Consider the following 22,198-nt stretch of genomic DNA (forward strand, 5'->3'; position numbering starts at 1 on the left):
GTTTATTCATGAATATTTACGTATTAGTGAAACGGACATTTGACACGGAAGAAAAAATTTCTGTTAGCAACAACCGCATCCAGGAGGATGGAGCGGAATTCATTATTAATCCATATGATGAATACGCAATCGAAGAAGCCATTAAAGTCCGTGACGAGCATGGCGGTGAAGTAACGGTACTAACAATCGGTGGAGAAGACGCTGAAAAGCAGCTACGAACAGCACTTGCTATGGGAGCTGACAAAGCTGTGTTAATTAACACAGAGGATGATTTGGAAGAATTGGATCAATTCTCTGCTGCGAAAATAGTAGCAGAATACTTGAAAGATAAAAATCCGGATTTAATATTGGCTGGTAACGTTGCAATTGATGGCGGTTCTGGTCAAGTTGGACCTCGAGTAGCTGAACTGCTTGGGATTAATTATGTGACTACCATCACTGAACTGAAAATTAGTGGAACGACTGCACAAATCGTTCGTGACGTAGAAGGGGATTCCGAAAGTTTGGAAACGAGTCTTCCGCTTTTGGTTACTGCACAGCAAGGATTGAATGATCCACGTTATCCATCCCTTCCTGGGATTATGAAAGCTAAGAAAAAACCATTAGAAGAGTTGGAATTAGACGATCTTGACTTGGATGAAGATGATGTGGAAGCGAAGATTGAAACGGTTGAAGTATTCCTTCCACCGAAGAAAGAAGCTGGACGTGTGTTATCTGGCGATCTATCAGATCAAGTTAAAGAATTGGTAGACTTGCTCCGTAAAGAAGCGAAAGTAATCTAATTGGATTTGTGCAATGTGAACAGGGAGGGGAATATTCATGTCAAAGAAAGTATTAGTGTTAGGTGAAGTTAGAGAAGGGTCACTTCGTAACGTTACGTTTGAAGCAATTGCCGCAGCTAAAACGGTTTCCGGCGGTGGAGAAGTTGTAGGAGTCCTTTTAACAGATTCAGTAGGTGGCAATGGTGAAGAAATGTTGAAATATGGAGCTGACCGTGTTGTCACTGTCGAGCATCCTCACTTGAAACAATATACATCCGATGGGTTTGGCCAGGCATTTATGGCTGTTTCCGAACAAGAGAAGCCGGAAGCAATCGTTTTTGGTCATACGGCTCTTGGGAAGGATCTATCTCCGAAGATTGCGAGCAAAATGCAAGCGGGGTTAATTTCTGACGTCACTGCGATCGAAGGCGAAGGGGACGATGCAGTTTTCGTACGCCCGATCTATTCAGGAAAAGCATTCGAAAAAGTGAAAGTGAAGGATGGAGTGCTCTTCTTTACGATTCGTCCAAATAATATTCAACCGCTTGAAAAGGATGACTCCCGCTCAGGTGACGTTTCATCAGTTTCTGTTGAAATCACTAATCTTCGTACAATCATTAAAGAGGTTGTCCGCAAGTCCACTGAAGGCGTAGACCTATCTGAAGCAAAGGTAGTGGTTGCTGGTGGACGAGGCGTAAAGAGTGCAGATGGATTTGCCCCACTTAAAGAGTTAGCTGATGTTTTAGGTGGAGCGGTCGGTGCCTCCCGAGGAGCATGTGATGCGGATTATTGTGATTACTCCTTACAAATCGGCCAGACCGGTAAAGTGGTAACCCCTGATTTGTATATCGCAGCAGGGATATCTGGCGCCATTCAACACTTGGCAGGTATGTCCAATTCAAAAGTAATTGTAGCGATCAATAAAGACCCTGAAGCGAACATTTTCAAAGTAGCGGATTATGGTATTGTCGGAGACTTGTTTGAAGTCATCCCGATGCTTACAGAAGAATTCAAGAAATTGAAAGCAACGGTTTGATCGGACATTCCACTTCGGGCAAATAAATAGCAGCACCATATTTTGCATGCTATAATCGAAAGGAACTTTTCATAAAGGAGGAGATTCCATGGCAATTGTACACGCTACTGATCAAAGCTTTAAAACAGATACAGCAGAAGGATTAGTATTGGTGGACTTCTGGGCAACTTGGTGCGGTCCATGTAAAATGATTGCTCCGGTTCTTGAGGAACTTGATTCCGAAATGAGCGACCAAGTTAAAATCGTTAAAGTTGATGTTGATGAAAACCAAGCAACAGCTGGTGAATACGGCATCATGTCGATTCCGACTTTAGTTCTTTTCAAAGACGGGCAACCAATTGATAAAGTTGTTGGTTATCAACCAAAAGAAGCGTTAGCACAATTTGTACAAAAAAACGCTTAATCTTGAAACCGGGTTCCTATTGGGGTGCCCGGTTTTTTTGCAGGTGATGTAGATGAATGAATTAATCCAACAGAAACTGGCAATCCTGCCTGACCAGCCAGGCTGTTATTTAATGAAAGACAGGCAAGGGACCATTATCTATGTCGGGAAGGCAAAGGTTTTAAAAAACCGGGTCCGCTCGTACTTTACCGGCACGCATGAAGGGAAAACCCAACGGCTTGTCAGCGAAATCGTGGACTTTGAATATTTTGTCACGTCTTCTGAAATCGAAGCCTTGATCTTAGAGTTGCATTTGATTAAAAAGCATGATCCGAAATACAACATCATGTTAAAGGATGACAAGACATATCCATATATTAAAATAACTTCTGAACGACATCCTCGCTTGATCATTACTCGTCAAGTCAAGAAGGATCATGGGAAGTATTTCGGTCCTTATCCAAACGCTTACTCGGCGAGTGAAACGAAGAAATTATTGGACCGCTTATATCCATTAAGAAAATGTAACAATATGCCTGACCGGGTGTGCTTGTATTATCACATTGGCCAGTGCCTTGGCCCTTGTGTCAAAAAAGTGGAAGAAAAAACCTATAAAGAGATGATTGATGAAATCTCCAAGTTCTTGCACGGTGGTTATCAACAAGTCAAAAACGACTTGACTGCTAAAATGCAAGTGGCTTCCGAAAATCTCGATTTTGAACGCGCAAAAGAATATCGTGACCAGATTGCTCATATTGAGGCAGTCATGGAAAAACAAAAAATTACGACGAATGATTACATCGATCGAGATTATTTTGGTTATTACGTGGATAAAGGATGGATGTGTGTACAGGTTCTTTTTGTGCGCCAAGGAAAAATGCTCGAGCGAGAGGTATCGCTCTTCCCGATCTATCGTGATCCTGAAGAGGAATTTCTCACATATCTCGGTCAATTCTATGATAAACCTGAACATATGCTTCCAAAAGAGATCTATGTACCAAAAACTACGGACTTAGAGCTTGCCAATCAGTTATTAAATTCTAAGGTATTCATTCCACAACGCGGGAAGAAAAAAGAAACACTGGAACTTGCAACAAAAAATGCGAAAATTGCATTGAATGAAAAATTCCAGCTTATCGAACGTCAGGAGCAACGGACGATCGGGGCGGTAGAGGAATTAAGTGAAGCGATGAGGATTGCACCACCTCTTCGAATAGAGGCGTTTGATAACTCTCATATTTATGGTGCTGATCCAGTTTCAGCCATGATTGTCTTCGCGGATGGCAAACCGTTTAAGAAGGATTACCGTAAATTCAAAACAAAGATCGCCGGAAGACACGATGATTATGGCGCGATGCGTGAGGTTGTACGCAGGAGATATACCCGGGTATTGAAAGAGGAGCTTCCTTTGCCAGATTTGATAATCATTGATGGCGGGAAAGGTCAAATTGAAGCTGCAAGGGAAATTATTGAAGACGAACTCGGTCTGTCGATTCCGATTGCAGGCTTGGCAAAGGACGATAAGCATCAAACCTCCCAATTGCTCTACGGGGATCCTTTAGAGATTGTACCGTTGAAACGGACAAGTGAGGCGTTCTATTTACTTCAGCGGATCCAAGATGAGGTCCATCGTTTTGCTATCACTTTTCATCGTCAACAACGCGGCAAGCATGCAGTAGCATCTGTTCTTGATCAGCTTGAGGGTGTAGGACCAAAACGGAAACAAAAGCTTTTGAGGCATTTCGGCTCAGTGAAAAAAATAAGGGAAGCCACGCCGGAACAGTTGAGGGAAGCAGGGCTTCCTGAAAAGATCGCTGAATCGGTTGCGGAATATTTTAAAAAAGAAGCATTGTCAAAAAACAACGAGGTATGATATCGTAAAAGCACTGATCATATCACGCTACGTGATGATAGAGGTGCAGAGGTCAATAGTAACCATTCAGAGGAAGTTCAGATCCTGTGAAGAATGGTGAAAGGGGACTCTGCCGAAGTGTTCTGCCGTTCTGTAACCGGCAAATCGCTGGCTTCGTGCTTAAGAAGTGCGAGGCTGTCAGAATCTAATTGATTCTGGAGAGCTATCTCACATGAACTGTCTTTATTGACTGTACATGTCCGGACGGCTTTCCTTTCCCAGGGAAGCCGTCTTTTTCTATCTGATTATTGCTCTTCAGAACTTAAGGAGAATGTTTATGGGATGCATCGTCATGAAATTTGGTGGGACCTCGGTCGGTACGACAGAAAAGATTTTGAATGTCGCGAAACGGATCCTGGATGAAAAGAAAAGAGGACATGAAGTTGTCGTAGTCGTGTCTGCCATGGGCAAAACAACCGATGAACTGCTCTCCTTGGCAAATGAAATTACTCATGAGCCGTCGAAACGTGAAATGGACATGCTCCTTTCTACGGGCGAACAAATTACGATTTCCTTATTGTCACTTGCTATTATGCAATTAGGTGGAGAGGCTATTTCCTACACAGGGTGGCAAGCTGGGATTTTAACTGAATCCGTCCACCGCAATGCAAGAATCATCGATATCGATCGCACAAAGGTTGAACGACAATTGAAAGAAGGCAAAGTTGTCATTGTTGCAGGTTTTCAAGGGGTTGACCAATATGGAGAAATTACCACATTGGGGAGAGGCGGCTCTGACACGACTGCTGTGGCGCTTGCTTCAGCTTTATCCGCTGAACGCTGCGATATTTACACTGACGTTGACGGTATTTATACATCTGATCCTCGTTCTGTTAAAACGGCAAGAAAACTATCTGAAATCGCATATGACGAAATGTTGGAACTTGCCCATTTAGGAGCGGGCGTGTTGCATCCGCGGTCAGTTGAATTTGCGAAAAACTATGATGTGCCATTAGTCGTCCGTTCCAGTATGTCAGCTGAAGAAGGGACCATGATCAAGGAGGAAGTCCAAATGGAAAACAATCTTATCGTTCGGGGAGTCGCCTTTGAATCGGATATTGTCCGCATTACAGTTACATACGAGGTTCCGTTCAATGGCTCACTTGCTAAAATTTTCACTACGCTGGCCAATCATCATATTGATGTTGATATTATCGTCCAAAGCATTATGGATGGAATCACTCCTTCTGTATCATTCTCAATTAAAAAAGAGGATTTTGCTGAGACTATTCGGATTCTTAATTCAGAAAAAGAGGTTTTAGGCTATACAGATGCAGATTTTGAGGTGGGGTTATCCAAAGTATCCATCGTCGGCTCAGGCATGGTTTCCAATCCAGGGGTAGCTGCCAGGATGTTTGACCGCTTGCGTCAAGAAGGAATCCCGATCAAGATGGTCAGTACGTCAGAGATTAAAGTATCAGTTGTCGTCCCACAATCGGAGATGCTGCAAGCGGCAAATGCTCTCCATGATGAATATGGTCTTTCTCCTGAGGATGCCGAAGTTAGTCTATGATATAATTGAGGAAAATCATGGTTTCCGAAAGGATGAGCCTGCTTGAATTGGCAAATGATTGAAGAACTTATTAAACGGGCGCAAGAACGGGGCGAATTCGATAATCTAAGTGGAATGGGAAAGCCCCTGCCTAAAGATGAATTTGAACATCTTCCGCAAGAAATGCGTATGGCTGCAAGAATTTTGAAAAACGCAGGGTACGATGACGAAGCAATGCTAATCCAAAAAGAAATGAATGATATCGGAAATGCGATCCGGCGTGCTCAGGGGGATGAGAAGGTCTCTTTGGAATCAGAGTACAATAAGCGGCTATCCAATTTGAATCGGATGCTATCGAAAAAGGGCATGAACACGAATAGTAGTGTATTTAAGCAATATCAAACACAAATCGATCGGAAATTTTGGGATTAATAATGAAGTGCCAGCCCTTCTATTGTGAAGAGTGCTGGCACAAATACTGTAGCCCATTCAATTTTAATGTATACGTCTGTAAAACCCGCATTACCGGACACTTCGCTTTCCGTGGGCTTTGCTTCGGGCCAACAGGAGGTTGGTCACAAAGGCGTTGCCAAATAGCTACCGGAATCTGCTCCCCAGCAATTTTGCGACAAGCGAAGCGGTGGAGCAGCCAGGACGCGGCAACGCCTTTGTTCAATAACTCTTGTTGTCTGCGGGGTCTTCAGCTAAAGCTATTCCCACTGGACATTGAATTAGCTTCCTCGAAAAGACACCGCACGAAGGAAATGCGCAGCATTTTCGAGGAGTCTGCGTGTCCGGTAATGCTTTTAAATTCTTCTTGTAAAGTGGTTAAACTTCCATTTGGTCTACCATTATTACAATGATTTTAAACTTTTTCTTTAAGGTCCCACTTAACATGAAACCTGATCTGATTCCGTTTCGTATTTTTTTCTTCATAGCACTCAGTTAAATAGCCACTTGTTTTCTGGTGCTGTTCGGCAAGGAAACCAGCTTCCAAACGGAAACAACGGTCTCCTATTTTAAGAATCTCCGGTTCCGCCGTTAATATGTAATAAGCTTCAGATTTTGTTAGTTTTTCAAGTTCCAATGAGCCCCACCCAGCCTCTGCAAAGAAAGAAGGCGTTTCTTCCATTGAAAATAACGGAAATTTTCGGGCAAGGTCCTTTCCTGCCCAGTAAAGTATATCTTCTTGATGCTTTCCTAAAATCGTTGATAGCACGTGATCTCTAATTAATTCATACCCGAATGCTGATACTTGTCGCTGATCCTGTTCCATAAATTTCACCTTCCTTCTCATCCATTATAAAGAGTTTAAAAATAAATATCTCGTCAAGTTTTTGAAAATGCTTACAATCCATGTCGAAAAAAGGGCATGATAATTATTTCACAAAACTCTTCGTTGCCTTGACGCTCCAAATTTAGAAGAGTACAATGTACATGTCACATAACTGTAACATGACAAAATACGCAGTCGGGGACGTGGCCCAGCTGTCTATTTAGGATCAAGGAGGTTATTATTCTTGAAGAGAGAATCGGAATTTTATTGGCGCCGACTTCACTCCCTATTGGGTATCATCCCAGTCGGTTTATTCCTTACGCAGCACTTGGTTATTAACCATTTCGCTACGCAAGGGGAAGAGGCATTCAACACTGCTTCAAATTTCATGGGGAACTTGCCATTCGTACTATTCCTTGAATGGTTTGTGATCTATATTCCATTAATGTTCCATGCATTTTATGGGGTTTATATCGCATTTACTTCCTCTAATAATGTGAAGAAATATGGTACGTTCCGAAATTGGATGTATGTCCTGCAACGTTTTACTGGAGTTTTCCTTGTCATTTTTATCGCATGGCATATTTATGAAACTCGTTGGCAAAAAGCAATTGGTGCAGCGGAAGTAGATTTCAACATGATGGTGAATATTTTAGAAAACCCTTGGATGCTTGCATTCTACATTTTAGGTGTTGTTTCCGCAACTTTCCACTTAGCAAACGGAATTTGGTCGTTCCTTGTTAGCTGGGGAATTACACATTCACCAAGGTCACAACAAGTGACTACTTATGTTACGCTTATCATATTCGTTGCTTTATCCGTAATCGGCATTCGTGCATTACTTGCCTTTGTGTGATGACATCACATGAAAGATGGAAACGCTTGATTACGTTAGAAAGAGGAGTGAAAAAAAGATGGCTAAAAGTAAGTTGATCGTTGTCGGTGGCGGACTCGCCGGTCTGGCAGCGACAATGAAAGCAGCCGAATCCGGCACACCTGTAGATTTATTTTCATTAGTTCCTGTTAAACGCTCACACTCTGTTTGTGCACAAGGCGGTATTAACGGTGCTGTAAATACAAAAGGTGAGGGAGACTCACCTGCAAAACACTTTGACGACACGGTTTACGGTGGGGACTTCCTTGCGAACCAACCGCCTGTTAAAGCAATGGCCGAGGCTGCTCCTGGAATCATCCACTTGTTCGACCGTATGGGTGTTATGTTCAACCGTACTCCGGAAGGACTTTTGGACTTCCGACGTTTTGGGGGAACACTATACCACCGTACAGCATTCGCTGGTGCAACAACTGGTCAGCAACTGCTTTACGCATTGGATGAACAAGTTCGTCGTTATGAGGTAGAAGGTCTCGTAACAAAATATGAAGGATGGGAATTCCTTGGAGTCGTCCTTGACGATGATGGCCACGCTCGTGGTATTGTTGTTCAAAACTTAACAACTGGCGAAATCAAAACATTCCGCGGCGATGCTGTCATTATGGCAACAGGCGGCCCTGGAATTATCTTTGGTAAGTCTACAAACTCCATTATCAATACAGGATCCGCTGCTTCAATCATTTACCAGCAAGGCGGCTATTATGCAAATGGAGAGTTCATCCAAATTCATCCGACTGCTATTCCTGGAGACGACAAACTTCGTCTCATGTCGGAATCTGCTCGTGGTGAAGGTGGACGTGTCTGGACATACAAAGATGGTAAGCCTTGGTACTTCCTTGAAGAGAAATATCCTAAATACGGTAACCTCGTACCGCGTGACATTGCAACTCGTGAAATTTTCGATGTTTGTGTTAACCAAAAACTTGGTATTAACGGAGAAAACATGGTTTACTTGGATCTTTCCCATAAAGATCCACACGAATTGGATGTTAAACTCGGTGGTATTATTGAAATTTATGAAAAATTCGTAGGAGACGATCCTCGTAAAGTTCCGATGAAGATCTTCCCAGCCGTTCACTATTCAATGGGTGGTCTGTGGGTAGATTATGATCAAATGACGAACATTCCTGGTCTGTTTGCTGCCGGTGAGTGTGATTACTCACAACACGGTGGTAACCGTCTTGGTGCGAACTCATTACTATCCGCAATTTACGGTGGTATGGTCGCTGGTCCGAATGCAGTTAACTACATGAACGGACTTACTAAACATGCAGAAGATCTACCTTCTACATTGTTTGAGCAATATGAAAAATCCGAACAGCAAAAATGGGATAACATCCTGAAGATGGACGGAAACGAAAATGCCTACTTGCTTCATAAAGAGTTAGGCGAATGGATGACGGATAATGTTACAGTTGTTCGTTATAATGACCGTCTACAAAAAACTGATGACAAACTCTTGGAATTGCTTGAGCGTTACGAAAATATCAATGTAAATGATACTTCGGCTTGGAGCAACCAAGGTGCTGCATTTACTCGCCAATTGAAAAACATGTTATACTTGGCACGTGTAATTACGTTAGGTGCATTGAATCGTGATGAAAGCCGTGGAGCCCATTACAAACCGGACTTCCCGGATCGTAATGACGAGGACTGGTTGAAAACTACAATGGCCAAATTCGATGGCAACAGTGCACCAATCTTCCATTACGAAGATGTAGACGTTTCGTTGATACCGCCTCGTAAACGTGACTATTCTAAGTAAGGAGATAATGACAATGAGTGAACAAACTACTGCTACCGTTGAAACTCCGGCAGCTACAAAAACAGTCGTTTTTGAAATTCAGCGGCAAGATTCTCCTGAATCCACGCCATATTGGGAGCGATTTGAGATTCCTTACCGCCCTAATATGAACGTGATTTCCGGGTTAATGCATATTCAACGTAATCCAGTAACAGCTGATGGCAAGCATACTTCTCCAGTTGCATGGGAAATGAACTGCCTGGAAGAGGTTTGTGGTGCATGTTCAATGATTATCAATGACCGTCCACGTCAATCGTGTTCAGCATTGGTTGATCACTTCGAACAGCCAATCCGTCTTGCTCCAATGAGAACTTTCCCGGTTGTCCGCGACTTGGTCGTTGACCGTAGCCGTATGTTCGACAGCTTGAAAAAAGTTAAAGCTTGGATTCCAATCGATGGTTCATATGACCTCGGAGAAGGTCCACGTATGCCTGAACGTAAACGCCAATGGGCATATGAGCTTTCAAAATGTATGACTTGTGGTGTCTGTCTTGAAGCTTGTCCAAATGTGAATGACAAGTCTAACTTCATCGGACCTGCTCCACTTTCCCAAGTTCGCTTGTTCAATGCGCATCCAACCGGTGCCATGAATAAAGACGAGCGTTTGGAAGCAATCATGCAAGACGGAGGCCTTGCTGAGTGTGGTAACGCACAAAACTGTGTCGTTGCTTGCCCTAAAGGTATTCCGTTGACAACTTCAATTGCTGCACTTAACCGTGATGCAAGTGTTCATATGTTCAAGAGCTTCTTCGGAAGCGACCATATGGTTGACTAATAACTATTTGAAAAAGTCTGATGCTTATGCATCGGGCTTTTTCTTTTTTTGGATTTTGGGGATTATTTTCATGAAAAGAGCGATTAAACCGAAAGATTGGGCAATTAAATTAGAAAAAAGAGCGATTAACCATGATAAAAGAGCAATTAACCATTATGTCAGCTTGATGGACAGTCTCAGTCACTACAGATTAAGAGAAACTAACAAGTTATTACCTGCTCCACCACTCCTTTTGTTATGATTAAGAAAATGAATGACTATTCAATCGGAGGGGTTTGAATGAGAGCAGCATACATAGGAGATTTTGAAGAATGGAAAGAAGGATTCGATTTTTCAGTGCCGGTAAAAGTCCGTTTCTCTGAAACTGACATGTACGGCCATTTAAACAATACGGTGACGTTCGCATACTTTGAATATGCGCGGATTGAATTTCTTAAGCACATCGGTTTCATGTCTGAATGGTTGGATCCGAAAGGAACAAAGATTCCAGTAGTGGCAGACTTACAGTGCGATTATCAGCGTCAAGTTTTCTTTGATGAAGAACTATCCATTTATGTCAAAGCGCAGATGGTTGGTACGTCTTCTGTAGACATCCATTACTGGGCTGTAAATAACAAATTGGAAACTTGCTTCACAGGCAGAGGAACTGTTGTTCAAATAAACAAGCAGTCTGGTAAAAGTGAGCCATGGTCTGACAAAGAAAAAATGATTCTTCTGCGAAAGCAGGGCGTATAGCCGTCACAGGTGTTCCTCCTTCAACATACTTTACTAAGAAGAGTGGATAGGAGGGGCGCATTGTGTCAGAAAGACCACATCACCGTTCTTTATTAACTGGAAGAGAACGGGAAATATTTCAATTGCTTGTTAAGGATTTCTCCACGAAGGAAATTTCACAGCAGCTTAATATCAGCGAAAAGACAGTTCGGAATCATATTTCCAACACCATTCAAAAATTAGGTGTTTCCGGACGTGCTCAAGCATTGATTGAGTTGCTCCGGTTAGGTGAATTATCGCTGGATTGAATGTTGGCTTGTAATTTTCCCGAAAAAACGTCACAATAAATAAAGTATGATACGTTTTGAGGGAGTTGAACATTTCATGGCAGAACACATTTCGACATCGCAGCATGACCCGGAGCGAGTAGCTTTTATTGAAAAAGAACTTCGATATATTGCCGGAATCATCAAACAAAAAGGACGGGAAATGTTAAATAATTATACAATTACTCCCCCTCAATTTATTGCATTGCAATGGCTTTTTGAACATGGCGATATGACGATCGGTGATCTATCGAATAAAATGTATTTAGCATTTAGTACTACTACGGACTTGGTAGACCGGATGGAAAATAACAATCTGGTTGTGAGAGTTCGTGATGAAAAGGACAGAAGGGTTGTACGCATCCATCTCTTAGAAGAAGGTGAGCGTATTATTGCTGAAGTCATCAATAAACGCCAAGATTATTTAGCAAATATCCTTGCCAACTTCGACCAGGAAGAAGCAAAAAACTTAGCGGATTTATTAAACAAATTACACATCGAAATGAAACTGGGTTGAGAATAGTTATGGATGCACCAATCGGAGTTATTGACTCGGGCGTCGGAGGACTAACAGTCGTCAAGGAAATGCTGAAGGTTCTTCCAAAAGAAAAAATCATCTATATCGGGGATACCGCCAGATGTCCATATGGTCCACGTCCGGCGGCTGAAGTAATTAAATTCACATTTGATATGGCTGAAGCTTTAAAAAAACAACACATTAAATTGCTTGTCGTGGCGTGTAATACCGCAACGGCAGTGGCGCTTGATCTTTTACAGGAAAAGATGCCTTTCCCTGTAATCGGTGTTATATTCCCAGGTGCACGGGCAGCTATCAAGGCGACCAAAACTCATGATATAGCAGTTTTGGGCACGGTAGGTACCATTAAAAGTGGAGCGTATGAAAAAGCGATATTAGCTTTATCATCTTCTGCTTCCATTGTTCCACTTGCTTGCCCAAAATTTGTACCAGTCGTTGAAAGTGGAGAATATGAAGGTCCCATCGCTAAAAAAGTGGTGGAAGAGACTTTATTGCCTTTGAAAGAAAAGAAATTCGACACCATCATTCTTGGTTGTACCCATTATCCGCTTTTAAGCGGTTTTATAAAAGAAACGGTCGGTTCTGAAGTTGAGGTTTTATCCTCAGGAGAGGAAACGGTCAAAGACATACAAGATCTATTAGACTACCATGGAATGAGAAGCACGGAAAAAAGATCGGTAAAGCCGGTATTCTATACGAGTGGTTCGGCCTCGCTCTTCAAAAAGATTGTCAGTCGTTGGCTATCGTTGGAAGATGCCGACGTCAGGACGATATCGTTCACATAACCTCCGGTAAATGGGGTAACCGGAGGTTTTGTTATTATTTTGGTAAATATGATACGATGGAACACGTGTAGTACAGGGAGGATCAGATATGACAAGATTTGATGGTAGAAATTCGGATGAGATCCGTTCGGTACATATAGAGAATGACTATTTAGTGCACCCGGAAGGCTCTGTATTAATTTCAGTCGGCCAAACAAAGGTAATTTGCACAGCTACAGTGGAGGAGAAGGTACCCCCATTCCTTCGAGGTCAGGGGAAAGGCTGGATCACGGCTGAATACTCCATGTTACCGAGAGCTACGCAAAGTAGAAATCCACGAGAATCATCGAGAGGAAAAGTTGGCGGGAGAACGATGGAAATCCAACGTTTAATCGGACGAGCTCTTCGGTCGGTAGTGGATTTGGGTGCACTTGGAGAACGAACAGTTTGGATTGACTGTGATGTGATACAAGCCGATGGAGGTACAAGAACTGCTTCTATTACTGGTGCCTTTGTAGCAATGGCAATAGCAGTTGCAAGAGTGCAAGACGAAAAAGGACTGGCCATATTTCCGATAAAAGACTATTTAGCTGCAATTAGTGTAGGCAAAATCGATGAAATAGGTCTTGTTTTGGATTTGAATTATGTCGAGGATTCTGCTGCACATGTCGACATGAACATTGTTCAAACTGGACAGGGTGAGTTTGTCGAACTGCAAGGAACTGGTGAGGAATCAACCTTCAGTAAATCAGAATTAATCGAGTTATTGAGCCTTGCAGAAAAAGGGAACAGAGAACTGATCACAATTCAAAAGTCAGTTTTGGGGGAAATCAATAATCGGATCAGACAGGAGGAGCAGGCATGAAAAAAGTGATAATTGCTACCCAAAACAAAGGGAAAGCAAAGGACTTCGAAGCTATCTTCAAACCATACGGATATGAAGTATTAACGCTTGCGGACGTTGCGCCTGATATGGACGTGGAAGAAACAGGAACAACTTTCGAAGAAAATGCGATTTTGAAAGCTGAAGCTGTAGCAGAACGATTGGGTCAAATGGTGATCGCTGACGACAGCGGTCTTCAAATTGACGCACTGGGCGGTGAACCTGGTGTATATTCTGCTCGTTATGCTGGGGAAGAAAAGAATGACGAGGCAAACATTCAAAAGGCACTAAAAAACCTGAAAGATGTACCAGAAGAGGATAGAACGGCACGTTTTTGCTGTTCATTAGCTGTGGCAGGACCGGGAATGGAAACAAAAACGTTCTTCGGTACATGTGAAGGAATCATCCTCCAGGACAAGCGCGGGTCCAATGGATTCGGTTACGATCCCATTTTTTATGTTCCTTCTCTTGGAAAATCAATGGCTGAACTATCTGCAGAAGAAAAAGGACAAATTTCGCACAGAGGAAACGCTCTTCGACAATTAGAAACCGAACTATCTGGATTATTAGACCGGTAGGGGTGAGTTACATGAAAATCTTGGTCATGAGTGACACACATGGCGATGCACAGGTCATACAACATGTAAGAACTTTACATTCCGATGTAGATGCTGTATTCCATTGTGGGGATAGTGAATTAACTTCAGATCATGAGGTTCTGAAGGGAATTCATATTGTTCAGGGAAACTGCGATTGGGGAGAGGCATTTCCGGAAGAGAAGGTTATCGAGGTTGAGGGGTCCAGAATATACATAACACATGGCCATTTATTCAACGTCAAAAACACATTAATGCCCTTAAAGTACCGTGCTGAAGAAAAGAATGCGGATGTTGTCCTGTTCGGCCACTCGCATTTGTTAGGTGCGGAGATGGACAATGGTGTCCTATTTCTGAATCCAGGAAGCCTTAAACAGCCTCGGGGAAGGAATGAAAAAAGCTATGCCATCATCCAAAGAAAATCGGATAATTGGCAGGTTCAGTTCTATTCTGATGAGGGAATTTTGTTGGAAGATATAAATTTATGAAAAATACCCGTTGACTTTTATGTTTTTCAAATCTACAATAAGTATTGTCTTTCCTGTCAGTAGATGGGGAAGTTCAGGTCCCAGTAGCTCAGCAGGATAGAGCAACAGCCTTCTAAGCTGTCGGTCGGGAGTTCGAATCTCTCCTGGGACGTAAGTACCATAAAGAAAGAGTGTGCATGGATTGCACACTCTTTTTATTTTTGTATCAAAAACACATATGCTAAGATGAATGCAATGAAAGCGGGGAGAAGACATGCGGAAGAAATATGGAAAGTTGCAAAAAAAGGATAATGTCATCGTTTTCCCCGGCACGTTTGAACGATTGTTAGCGGAAGGCCTTCAATTGGTCGGGGATTTCAAGTACGCTGATTCACTTGAACTATTGGAACAAGCGTTATCTTTAGAGCCCGATCATCCGAATGTATTGGGTGCTTATGCATTTGCGTTGTATGAGACGGGAAATTTTAAAAAAGCGAAAGAAATATGCAAGAGACTCCTTCAGTTAGGTCCACCCCATTACATAGAAGCGATGGAATTGTATTTGACAACACTGATCCAATTGAGGGAATTTGAAGAGGTGAGAACGACAATCGCTGCACTGTTTGAAGAGGGGCATATACCTGAGGAGCGAAAGGAACGCTTTAGGCATCTGTTGGGTATGAGTGAACGGATTACGACGGCACCTGTCAGTGAAATTGACCCGGATTTGGACTCTTCGCTATTTGAAGTCGACCGTTTTAGTGCTCTCCACAATATGGAGCAGGAGCAATTACTCATGCGTCTAAATACGGAAGGTATTCAAGAGTACTCCGGTCAGCTTGCTGCTTTGGTCGAGCATGAAAAAGTTCCCGCCATAACAAAGACCATCATTTTACTGCAGTTGATGCAATCCGGCTATGACGAACTTGTGTCCGTTAATAAGTTCGGGTATGAGGGGGACATTGCTCCATTCCAATTATCAGAACCGGATGAAATGCCGAAATTTACGCAATGTATGACATTGGCGGTAGAAAGGCTGGAGAAAGATCCGTCCAAAGAGGAAATGGTGGCGGATTTATTGTTCCGCCATGCTTTTGCTATGTATCCATTTGAGTGGCCGGATTTTGAACCGGACGAAATTGTGCCGGTATATATTGGGTATGTGGAGCAGCTTTTAGGAGGGCCAGAGGTTCCGCACAATGAACTTAAGGACTTCATCGAACGGATCGAGATGATGTACTATGAGCGCGGGTAGTGAAAATTGTTGAAAGTCTATGCAACTATGATATACTAAGATGGTTGTAAACTGGCTATAATCGCACGAAAATATAGTGCTTATTTAATGTCTGGAGGTTTTAGATTCATGTCAGTAAAATGGGAAAAAACAGAAGGAAACACTGGCGTATTGACGTTCGAGGTTTCCGCAGAAAAATTCAACCAAGGTTTGGACGAAGCGTTCAAAAAGGTTGTAAAACAAATTAACGTACCTGGTTTCCGTAAAGGGAAAGTACCTCGTCAAATGTTTAACAAAATGTACGGCGAAGAAGCACTTTATCAAGATGCTTTGGATATTGTTCTTCCTGAAGCGTACTCAAATGCGGTGGAAGAAGCAGGAATTGATCCTGTTGATCAACCATCCATCGATCTTGATGATATCGAAAAAGGTAAGCCGGTTGTTTTCAAGGCTACTGTAACAGTTAAGCCTGAAGTGACTCTTGGTGATTACAAAGGTCTTGATGTGAAAAAACAAGACACTGAAGTAACAGATGAAGAAATCGAAGAACAATTAAAAGATCAACAACAACGTTTTGCTGAATTGGTTGTAAAAGAAGATGCAATCGTTGAAGGCGACACTGCAGTCATCGACTTCGAAGGTTTCGTGGACGGAGAAGCATTTGAAGGCGGAAAAGCTGAAGGTTATTCTCTTGAAATCGGATCTGGATCTTTCATTCCTGGATTTGAAGAGCAATTGGTCGGTTTAAAAACTGGTGAAGAAAAGGAAGTTGAAGTAACATTCCCTGAAGAATACCATGCAGCTGAGCTTGCAGGTAAACCTGCTGTTTTCAAAACGAAAGTTCATGAAGTAAAAGGGAAAGAACTTCCAGAGTTGAATGATGAATTCGCGAAAGAAGTCGATCCTGAAGTAGAAGGAATCGATGCACTACGTGCGAAATTAAAAGAACGTACAGCAGAAGAAAAGAAAAATGCTGCTGAAACAGCATTGCGTGACGAATTAGTCGAAACAGCTGCTGCAAACGCAACAATTGATGTGCCACACGCAATGGTACACAACGAAGAGCACCGTATGATTGATGACTTTTCTCGTCGTCTTGAATCACAAGGCATGAACCTTGACCTTTACTATCAATTCTCTGGTCAAACTCATGAAGATCTTCATAAACAATTCCACGAAGATGCAGAAAAACGTGTTCGTGTTTCCTTAACTTTGGAAGCAATCGCTGAAGCTGAAAACATCGAAGTGACAGAAGAAGAAATAAATGAAGAGCTTAACAATATGTCTAGCCAATTCAACATGACTATTGATCAAATCAAAGCTGCTCTTGGCGGCGTGTCAATGTTGGAAAATGACCTTCGCATGCAGAAGACGATCGACTTCCTTGCTGAAAACGCGAAAGTCACTGAATAATATAAGTTAAAATTCAAGGTACGTACTTTTTAAAAGTCGTACCTTGTTTTTTACCAATACATAGTGGTTAAATAGAGAATACATACTTAGTTGTATTGACAGAATTGAGGAACAATCTTAATGTTTGCCATTGTTATAAGAATCTTGTAAGATTGTTGCTTGAATAGGGGTGAAAAACTTGTTTAAGTTTAATGATGAAAAAGGGAACTTGAACTGTTCCTTCTGTGGTAAATCACAAGAACAAGTCCGCAAATTAGTTGCAGGACCTGGTGTATATATTTGCGACGAATGTATTGAGTTGTGTTCAGAAATAGTTGAGGAAGAAATCGGTACAGAAGAGGAAATCGAGTTTAAGGATATTCCGAAACCGATGGAAATCCAAGGCATTTTAGATGATTATGTTATTGGTCAAGACCGTGCAAAAAAATCATTGGCGGTTGCGGTATATAACCACTACAAACGGATTAATTCCAACAGCAAGATTGATGATGTTGAACTTTCTAAGTCCAATATAGTTTTAATCGGACCTACAGGAAGCGGTAAAACATTGCTTGCCCAAACTTTAGCCCGCATTTTGAATGTACCGTTTGCGATTGCAGACGCTACTTCTTTAACGGAAGCAGGTTATGTGGGGGAAGATGTTGAAAATATTCTGCTTAAATTAATTCAAACTGCTGATTATGACATTGAAAAAGCGGAAAAGGGTATCATTTATATTGATGAAATCGATAAAGTTGCCCGTAAATCAGAAAATCCATCCATTACACGTGATGTTTCCGGTGAAGGCGTGCAGCAAGCATTGCTGAAGATTTTGGAAGGAACTGTTGCAAGTGTACCGCCTCAAGGTGGAAGAAAGCATCCGCATCAAGAGTTCATCCAAATCGATACGACGAATATTCTATTTATCGTCGGTGGAGCATTTGATGGCATTCAAGATATTATTAAGCGCCGTATCGGCAAGAAGGTGATCGGATTCGGTTCTGATCCGAAAAAAGCGGACGAAACAGAGGATACAATTCTGGCGCAGATGATTCCAGAAGATCTCTTGAAATTCGGTTTAATACCGGAATTCATCGGTCGTATTCCAGTATTGGCAAGCTTGGAGCAACTTTCTGAAGAGACATTGGTCCAAATCTTGACTAAGCCGAAAAACGCGATTGCTAAACAATATCAAAAGATGTTGGAACTTGATGGTGTAACTTTATCATTTGAAGATGAGGCATTAAAGGAAATAGCGAAGAAAGCGATCGAACGGAAAACCGGCGCGCGTGGACTCCGCTCGATCATTGAATCGATCATGCTGGATGTCATGTATGAGCTTCCTTCCCGAGATGATATTGCGGAATGCATTATTACGAAAGAATCTGTTACTGAAGATGCAGAACCGCGCCTCATAAAAACGGATGGAACTGTTGTTAATCCAGATAATAAGAAGACTTCGGCATAAGGCCGATTGAGAACGAAGCTGGCTTCGAACGTGCGCATGATTTCTTGTGCACGCCGAAAGTCAGCTTTTTCTGACGAATGTTTGATTGGAGTTCTAAACGGTTAGAATCTAATGGAGGTGACATCTTGTATGCCAAACAACGAAACGAACAATATCCCTCTATTGCCGCTTAGGGGACTTTTGATTTTCCCGACAATGGTCATTCATATTGATGTCGGCAGGGAGCGGTCAGTGGCGGCATTGGAGAAGGCGCTTATGCAGGACAATAAAATCTTTTTAGCTGTCCAAAAAGAAATGAGCATTGAACAGCCTGGACAAGAAGATTTATATGATGTCGGCACATTAGCCCATGTAAAACAAATGTTGAAATTACCGAATGGAACGATCCGGGTCCTTATGGAGGGACTTGAACGGGCGACATGGAGCAACTATCGCGATGAAGAAAACTTAACAGTGGTCGATATTGAAAGTTCACCGGATTCAACTGAAAAAGATTCCGAAATGATTGCACTTATGCGTACATTGCTACAGTACTTTGAAAAGTTTACGAAGGTTTCCAAGAAAATAACGAATGAAACGTACGATACTGTAGCGGACATTGAAGAGCCGGGTCGACTTGCAGACATGATCGCTTCCCATTTACCTCTGAAAGTTAGCGGTAAACAAGAAGTGCTTGAAATTTTCGATGTCAAAGAACGGTTAGAATGGTTAATCAACCGTCTTCATAACGAACAGGAAGTATTGGATCTCGAGAAGAAGATCAACCAGCGTGTCAAAGAAGCGATGGAACGTACACAAAAGGAATTTTATCTTCGTGAGCAAATGAAGGCCATTCAAAGTGAACTAGGGGATAAGGAAGGGAAGACGGGTGAGGTCTCGGAGCTGCGAAAGCGGATTATTGCTGCAGAAATGCCGGAATCCACTTTGAAAACGGCTATGAAAGAGCTTGATCGTTACGAGAAACTTCCAAGTGCTTCTGCCGAAAGTGGTGTCATCCGTAATTATCTGGAATGGTTAATAACACTGCCTTGGACAAATGCAACGAAAGACCGCTTGGATATTAAACGAGCTGAAAGGATCTTGAATCGAGATCAGGAAGGTTTAGAATCTGTCAAAGAGCGGATCTTGGAGTATTTGGCTGTCCGGCAGCTTACCCAAACTTTGAGAGGGCCTATTCTATGTTTAGCGGGGCCTCCGGGAGTCGGAAAAACTTCACTTGCACGTTCAATTGCGGAATCACTCGGCCGTTGTTTCGTCCGAATCTCCCTGGGCGGCGTGAGGGATGAATCAGAAATCCGAGGACACCGCCGGACGTATGTCGGTGCAATGCCAGGTAGAATTATTCAAGGTATGAAGAAAGCAGGGACGATTAATCCAGTATTTCTACTGGATGAGATCGATAAAATGTCCAACGACTTCCGAGGCGATCCATCAGCCGCGATGTTAGAAGTGCTGGACCCAGAACAAAACCATAATTTCAGCGATCATTACATTGAAGAACCATATAATCTTTCAAATGTCTTGTTCATCGCTACAGCAAATGACTTGGGCGCCATACCGGGTCCACTTCGTGACCGGATGGAGATCATCCATATTGCTGGTTATACGGAACTCGAGAAACAAGCGATTGCCAAAAACCATCTATTGCCTAAGCAATTGGATGAGCACGGCATGACAAAATCCCAGCTACAAATTCGTGATGAAGCACTGATGAATATTATTCGCTTTTACACGAGGGAAGCGGGAGTGCGTAGCTTGGAACGTCAAATTGCAGCGATATGCCGGAAAGTGGCGAAACAGATTGTTGGAGGCGAAACAAAACGAATCATCGTGACGCCAACTAATTTGGACCAGTTCTTAGGGAAAAAGAAATTCCGTCATGGACAGGCAGAAAAAGAAAACCAAGTGGGCGTTGCAACTGGACTTGCTTATACATCTGTAGGTGGGGATACGTTGAACATCGAGGTTTCGCTATCTGCAGGAAAAGGGCGACTCATTTTGACCGGTAAATTAGGAGAGGTTATGAAGGAATCGGCTCAGACAGCATTATCATATGTTCGTTCAAAAGCGGAGGAATTCCATATCGATCCTGATTTCAATGAAAAATTCGATATCCATATTCACGTGCCTGAAGGTGCAGTTCCAAAGGATGGACCTTCGGCCGGAATTACAATTGCAACAGCTCTTGTATCAGCTTTATCTAAAAAGCCGATCAGGAAGGAAGTCGGCATGACTGGTGAAATTACATTGCTGGGCCGTGTTCTTCCAATCGGTGGTTTAAAAGAAAAGACATTAAGTGCGCATCGGGCAGGTTTGACGACGATTATTATCCCGGAAGATAATGAACCGGATATCGAAGATATTCCTGAAAGTGTTCGTGAGGATCTGACTTTCAAGCTGGTTTCCAACGCCGAGCAAGTGCTCGATTACGCGCTGGAAGGCGGAATTTAAGTGAAAGTTCATCACGCAGAAATAGTTATCAGTGCCGTTAAGCCGGAACAGTATCCGGAGGATGGGTACCCTGAATTTGCTTTAGCAGGCAGGTCAAATGTAGGGAAATCTTCATTTATCAATAAGATGATCGGAAGAAAGTCGCTTGCACGTACTTCCTCTAAGCCTGGTAAAACGCAAACACTCAATTTTTATAATATTGAACACAAGCTATTCTTTGTCGATGTACCTGGCTATGGGTATGCTAAGGTTTCTAAAACCGAACGGGAAAAATGGGGCAAGTTTATCGAGCAATATATTACGGGAAGAGCGGAGCTGAAGGCCGTCATCCAAATTATCGATCTTCGTCATCCACCGACAGTAGATGATGTTATGATGTATGACTTTTTAAAGCATTACAACATTCCATGTATCATCGTTGCGACGAAGGCTGATAAGATTCCGAAAGGGAAATGGGCCAAGCATAAAAAAATCGTTAAGGATGGTTTAGATATGGTTCCTAATGATCCACTGATCGTATTCTCGTCGGAGACAGGATTAGGTTTCGATGAAGCATGGCAAGAGATTGAAAGTAGAATGTAAAGGGAAAGATAAACACAGGCGAATCAAAGCCTGTGTTTTTTCTTTGTTTCTATAAATTATAAATCCCTGTTATGAATAACTGAAATAACTTGAAATCACCAAAAAGTTCCTGTCATTTATGGAGAAGAAGTGTAAGGCGGCGACTCCTGCGGGAATAGCGAGCTTGGAAGGGATGCTAAGTTCGCCGCGTCCTGCGGCAACGCATCCATGACCAACATCGTGTTGGCCTCGGAAAGCGTCCGCCTGAAGCGGCGTATTAGGAAACGAAGTATAAAAGTCTTTTGTAGTGCAGAATCCTTGTTTGTAACAATAAGGTTTGTTAAACTCTTATTTGGAATTATTATAAATAAGAAATCATTCTATGTTTCGCTGGTTGTTCACAATTTGGCGATTAGACGGAGTGCCAATGTGCTATAATAAGTAGCAGAAAATAGGCTAGAAAGGTGTCATGTC

General features: G+C 42.4%; 21 protein-coding genes, 1 tRNA gene, 1 pseudogene and 1 riboswitch. Of the genes and pseudogenes, 22 read left to right on the forward strand and 1 reads right to left on the reverse strand.

The window, feature by feature from the left end:
* Positions 1-8: 8 nt before the first annotated feature.
* From ACFOZY_RS05275 to ACFOZY_RS05300, 6 genes are all read left to right on the forward strand, one after another.
* Complete coding sequence (locus ACFOZY_RS05275; protein WP_378153036.1) at positions 9-782, forward strand: electron transfer flavoprotein subunit beta/FixA family protein; 774 nt, start codon at positions 9-11, stop codon at positions 780-782.
* Positions 783-819: 37 nt separating this feature from the next.
* Positions 820-1,797: an electron transfer flavoprotein subunit alpha/FixB family protein gene (locus tag ACFOZY_RS05280; RefSeq protein ID WP_378153038.1), complete on the forward strand. Its 978-nt coding sequence runs from the start codon at positions 820-822 to the stop codon at positions 1,795-1,797.
* Between the two features lie 88 nt (positions 1,798-1,885).
* Positions 1,886-2,200, forward strand: a complete 315-nt coding sequence (gene trxA, locus ACFOZY_RS05285; RefSeq protein WP_378153040.1) for a thioredoxin — start codon at positions 1,886-1,888, stop codon at positions 2,198-2,200.
* Between the two features lie 52 nt (positions 2,201-2,252).
* The gene (gene uvrC / locus ACFOZY_RS05290) at positions 2,253-4,052 is read left to right on the forward strand and encodes an excinuclease ABC subunit UvrC (RefSeq protein ID WP_378153042.1); all 1,800 of its coding nucleotides are present in this window, start codon (positions 2,253-2,255) and stop codon (positions 4,050-4,052) included.
* 30 nt (positions 4,053-4,082) lie between these two features.
* Positions 4,083-4,265: riboswitch (Lysine riboswitch) on the forward strand.
* Between the two features lie 103 nt (positions 4,266-4,368).
* Complete coding sequence (locus ACFOZY_RS05295) at positions 4,369-5,604, forward strand: aspartate kinase (protein ID WP_378153044.1); 1,236 nt, start codon at positions 4,369-4,371, stop codon at positions 5,602-5,604.
* 42 nt (positions 5,605-5,646) lie between these two features.
* Positions 5,647-6,015, forward strand: a complete 369-nt coding sequence (locus tag ACFOZY_RS05300; protein WP_378153047.1) for a DnaJ family domain-containing protein — start codon at positions 5,647-5,649, stop codon at positions 6,013-6,015.
* A 433-nt stretch (positions 6,016-6,448) separates the two neighbouring features.
* On the opposite strand, the gene ACFOZY_RS05305 is transcribed toward ACFOZY_RS05300, so the two are convergent.
* Positions 6,449-6,859: a YslB family protein gene (locus ACFOZY_RS05305; RefSeq protein ID WP_378153049.1), complete on the reverse strand. Its 411-nt coding sequence runs from the start codon at positions 6,857-6,859 to the stop codon at positions 6,449-6,451.
* Positions 6,860-7,103: 244 nt separating this feature from the next.
* Between ACFOZY_RS05305 and ACFOZY_RS05310 the strand changes: the two genes are divergently transcribed.
* The 16 genes and pseudogenes from ACFOZY_RS05310 to yihA all read left to right on the forward strand — a co-directional run bounded on the left by ACFOZY_RS05310 (position 7,104) and on the right by yihA (position 21,745).
* Positions 7,104-7,715, forward strand: a complete 612-nt coding sequence (locus ACFOZY_RS05310) for a succinate dehydrogenase cytochrome b558 subunit (RefSeq protein ID WP_378153051.1) — start codon at positions 7,104-7,106, stop codon at positions 7,713-7,715.
* A 58-nt stretch (positions 7,716-7,773) separates the two neighbouring features.
* Positions 7,774-9,516, forward strand: coding sequence for a succinate dehydrogenase flavoprotein subunit (sdhA, locus tag ACFOZY_RS05315; RefSeq protein ID WP_378153053.1), 1,743 nt, complete (start codon positions 7,774-7,776; stop codon positions 9,514-9,516).
* A gap of 13 nt (positions 9,517-9,529) precedes the next feature.
* Positions 9,530-10,330: a succinate dehydrogenase iron-sulfur subunit gene (gene sdhB, locus ACFOZY_RS05320; protein ID WP_378153055.1), complete on the forward strand. Its 801-nt coding sequence runs from the start codon at positions 9,530-9,532 to the stop codon at positions 10,328-10,330.
* Between the two features lie 70 nt (positions 10,331-10,400).
* A complete protein-coding gene (locus tag ACFOZY_RS05325; protein WP_378153057.1) occupies positions 10,401-10,571 on the forward strand; it encodes a hypothetical protein in 171 nt (56 codons plus the stop codon).
* Positions 10,572-10,609: 38 nt separating this feature from the next.
* Positions 10,610-11,065, forward strand: a complete 456-nt coding sequence (locus ACFOZY_RS05330; protein ID WP_378153059.1) for an acyl-CoA thioesterase — start codon at positions 10,610-10,612, stop codon at positions 11,063-11,065.
* A gap of 62 nt (positions 11,066-11,127) precedes the next feature.
* Positions 11,128-11,352, forward strand: coding sequence for a helix-turn-helix domain-containing protein (locus ACFOZY_RS05335; protein WP_378153061.1), 225 nt, complete (start codon positions 11,128-11,130; stop codon positions 11,350-11,352).
* Positions 11,353-11,428: 76 nt separating this feature from the next.
* Positions 11,429-11,887, forward strand: a complete 459-nt coding sequence (locus tag ACFOZY_RS05340) for a MarR family winged helix-turn-helix transcriptional regulator (protein WP_378153063.1) — start codon at positions 11,429-11,431, stop codon at positions 11,885-11,887.
* 8 nt (positions 11,888-11,895) lie between these two features.
* Positions 11,896-12,693, forward strand: a complete 798-nt coding sequence (gene racE, locus ACFOZY_RS05345) for a glutamate racemase (protein ID WP_378153065.1) — start codon at positions 11,896-11,898, stop codon at positions 12,691-12,693.
* An 88-nt stretch (positions 12,694-12,781) separates the two neighbouring features.
* A pseudogene (rph, locus tag ACFOZY_RS05350) lies at positions 12,782-14,133 on the forward strand (ribonuclease PH).
* Between the two features lie 11 nt (positions 14,134-14,144).
* Complete coding sequence (locus ACFOZY_RS05355; protein WP_378153067.1) at positions 14,145-14,639, forward strand: metallophosphoesterase; 495 nt, start codon at positions 14,145-14,147, stop codon at positions 14,637-14,639.
* A gap of 77 nt (positions 14,640-14,716) precedes the next feature.
* Positions 14,717-14,790, forward strand: a tRNA-Arg gene (locus tag ACFOZY_RS05360).
* Between the two features lie 102 nt (positions 14,791-14,892).
* Positions 14,893-15,873: a tetratricopeptide repeat protein gene (locus ACFOZY_RS05365; protein ID WP_378153069.1), complete on the forward strand. Its 981-nt coding sequence runs from the start codon at positions 14,893-14,895 to the stop codon at positions 15,871-15,873.
* Between the two features lie 108 nt (positions 15,874-15,981).
* Positions 15,982-17,265, forward strand: a complete 1,284-nt coding sequence (gene tig, locus ACFOZY_RS05370; protein WP_378153071.1) for a trigger factor — start codon at positions 15,982-15,984, stop codon at positions 17,263-17,265.
* A 178-nt stretch (positions 17,266-17,443) separates the two neighbouring features.
* Positions 17,444-18,712 (forward strand): ATP-dependent protease ATP-binding subunit ClpX, encoded by a 1,269-nt coding sequence (gene clpX, locus ACFOZY_RS05375; RefSeq protein ID WP_378153073.1) that lies wholly within the window; start codon positions 17,444-17,446, stop codon positions 18,710-18,712.
* Between the two features lie 129 nt (positions 18,713-18,841).
* Entirely contained in the window at positions 18,842-21,163 is a 2,322-nt protein-coding gene (lon, locus tag ACFOZY_RS05380) for an endopeptidase La (RefSeq protein WP_378153075.1), read from the forward strand.
* Complete coding sequence (yihA, locus tag ACFOZY_RS05385) at positions 21,164-21,745, forward strand: ribosome biogenesis GTP-binding protein YihA/YsxC (RefSeq protein ID WP_378153078.1); 582 nt, start codon at positions 21,164-21,166, stop codon at positions 21,743-21,745.
* Positions 21,746-22,198: the final 453 nt, after the last annotated feature.

Source organism: Chungangia koreensis (assembly GCF_042651785.1).
GTDB lineage: Bacteria > Bacillota > Bacilli > Bacillales_A > Planococcaceae > Chungangia > Chungangia koreensis.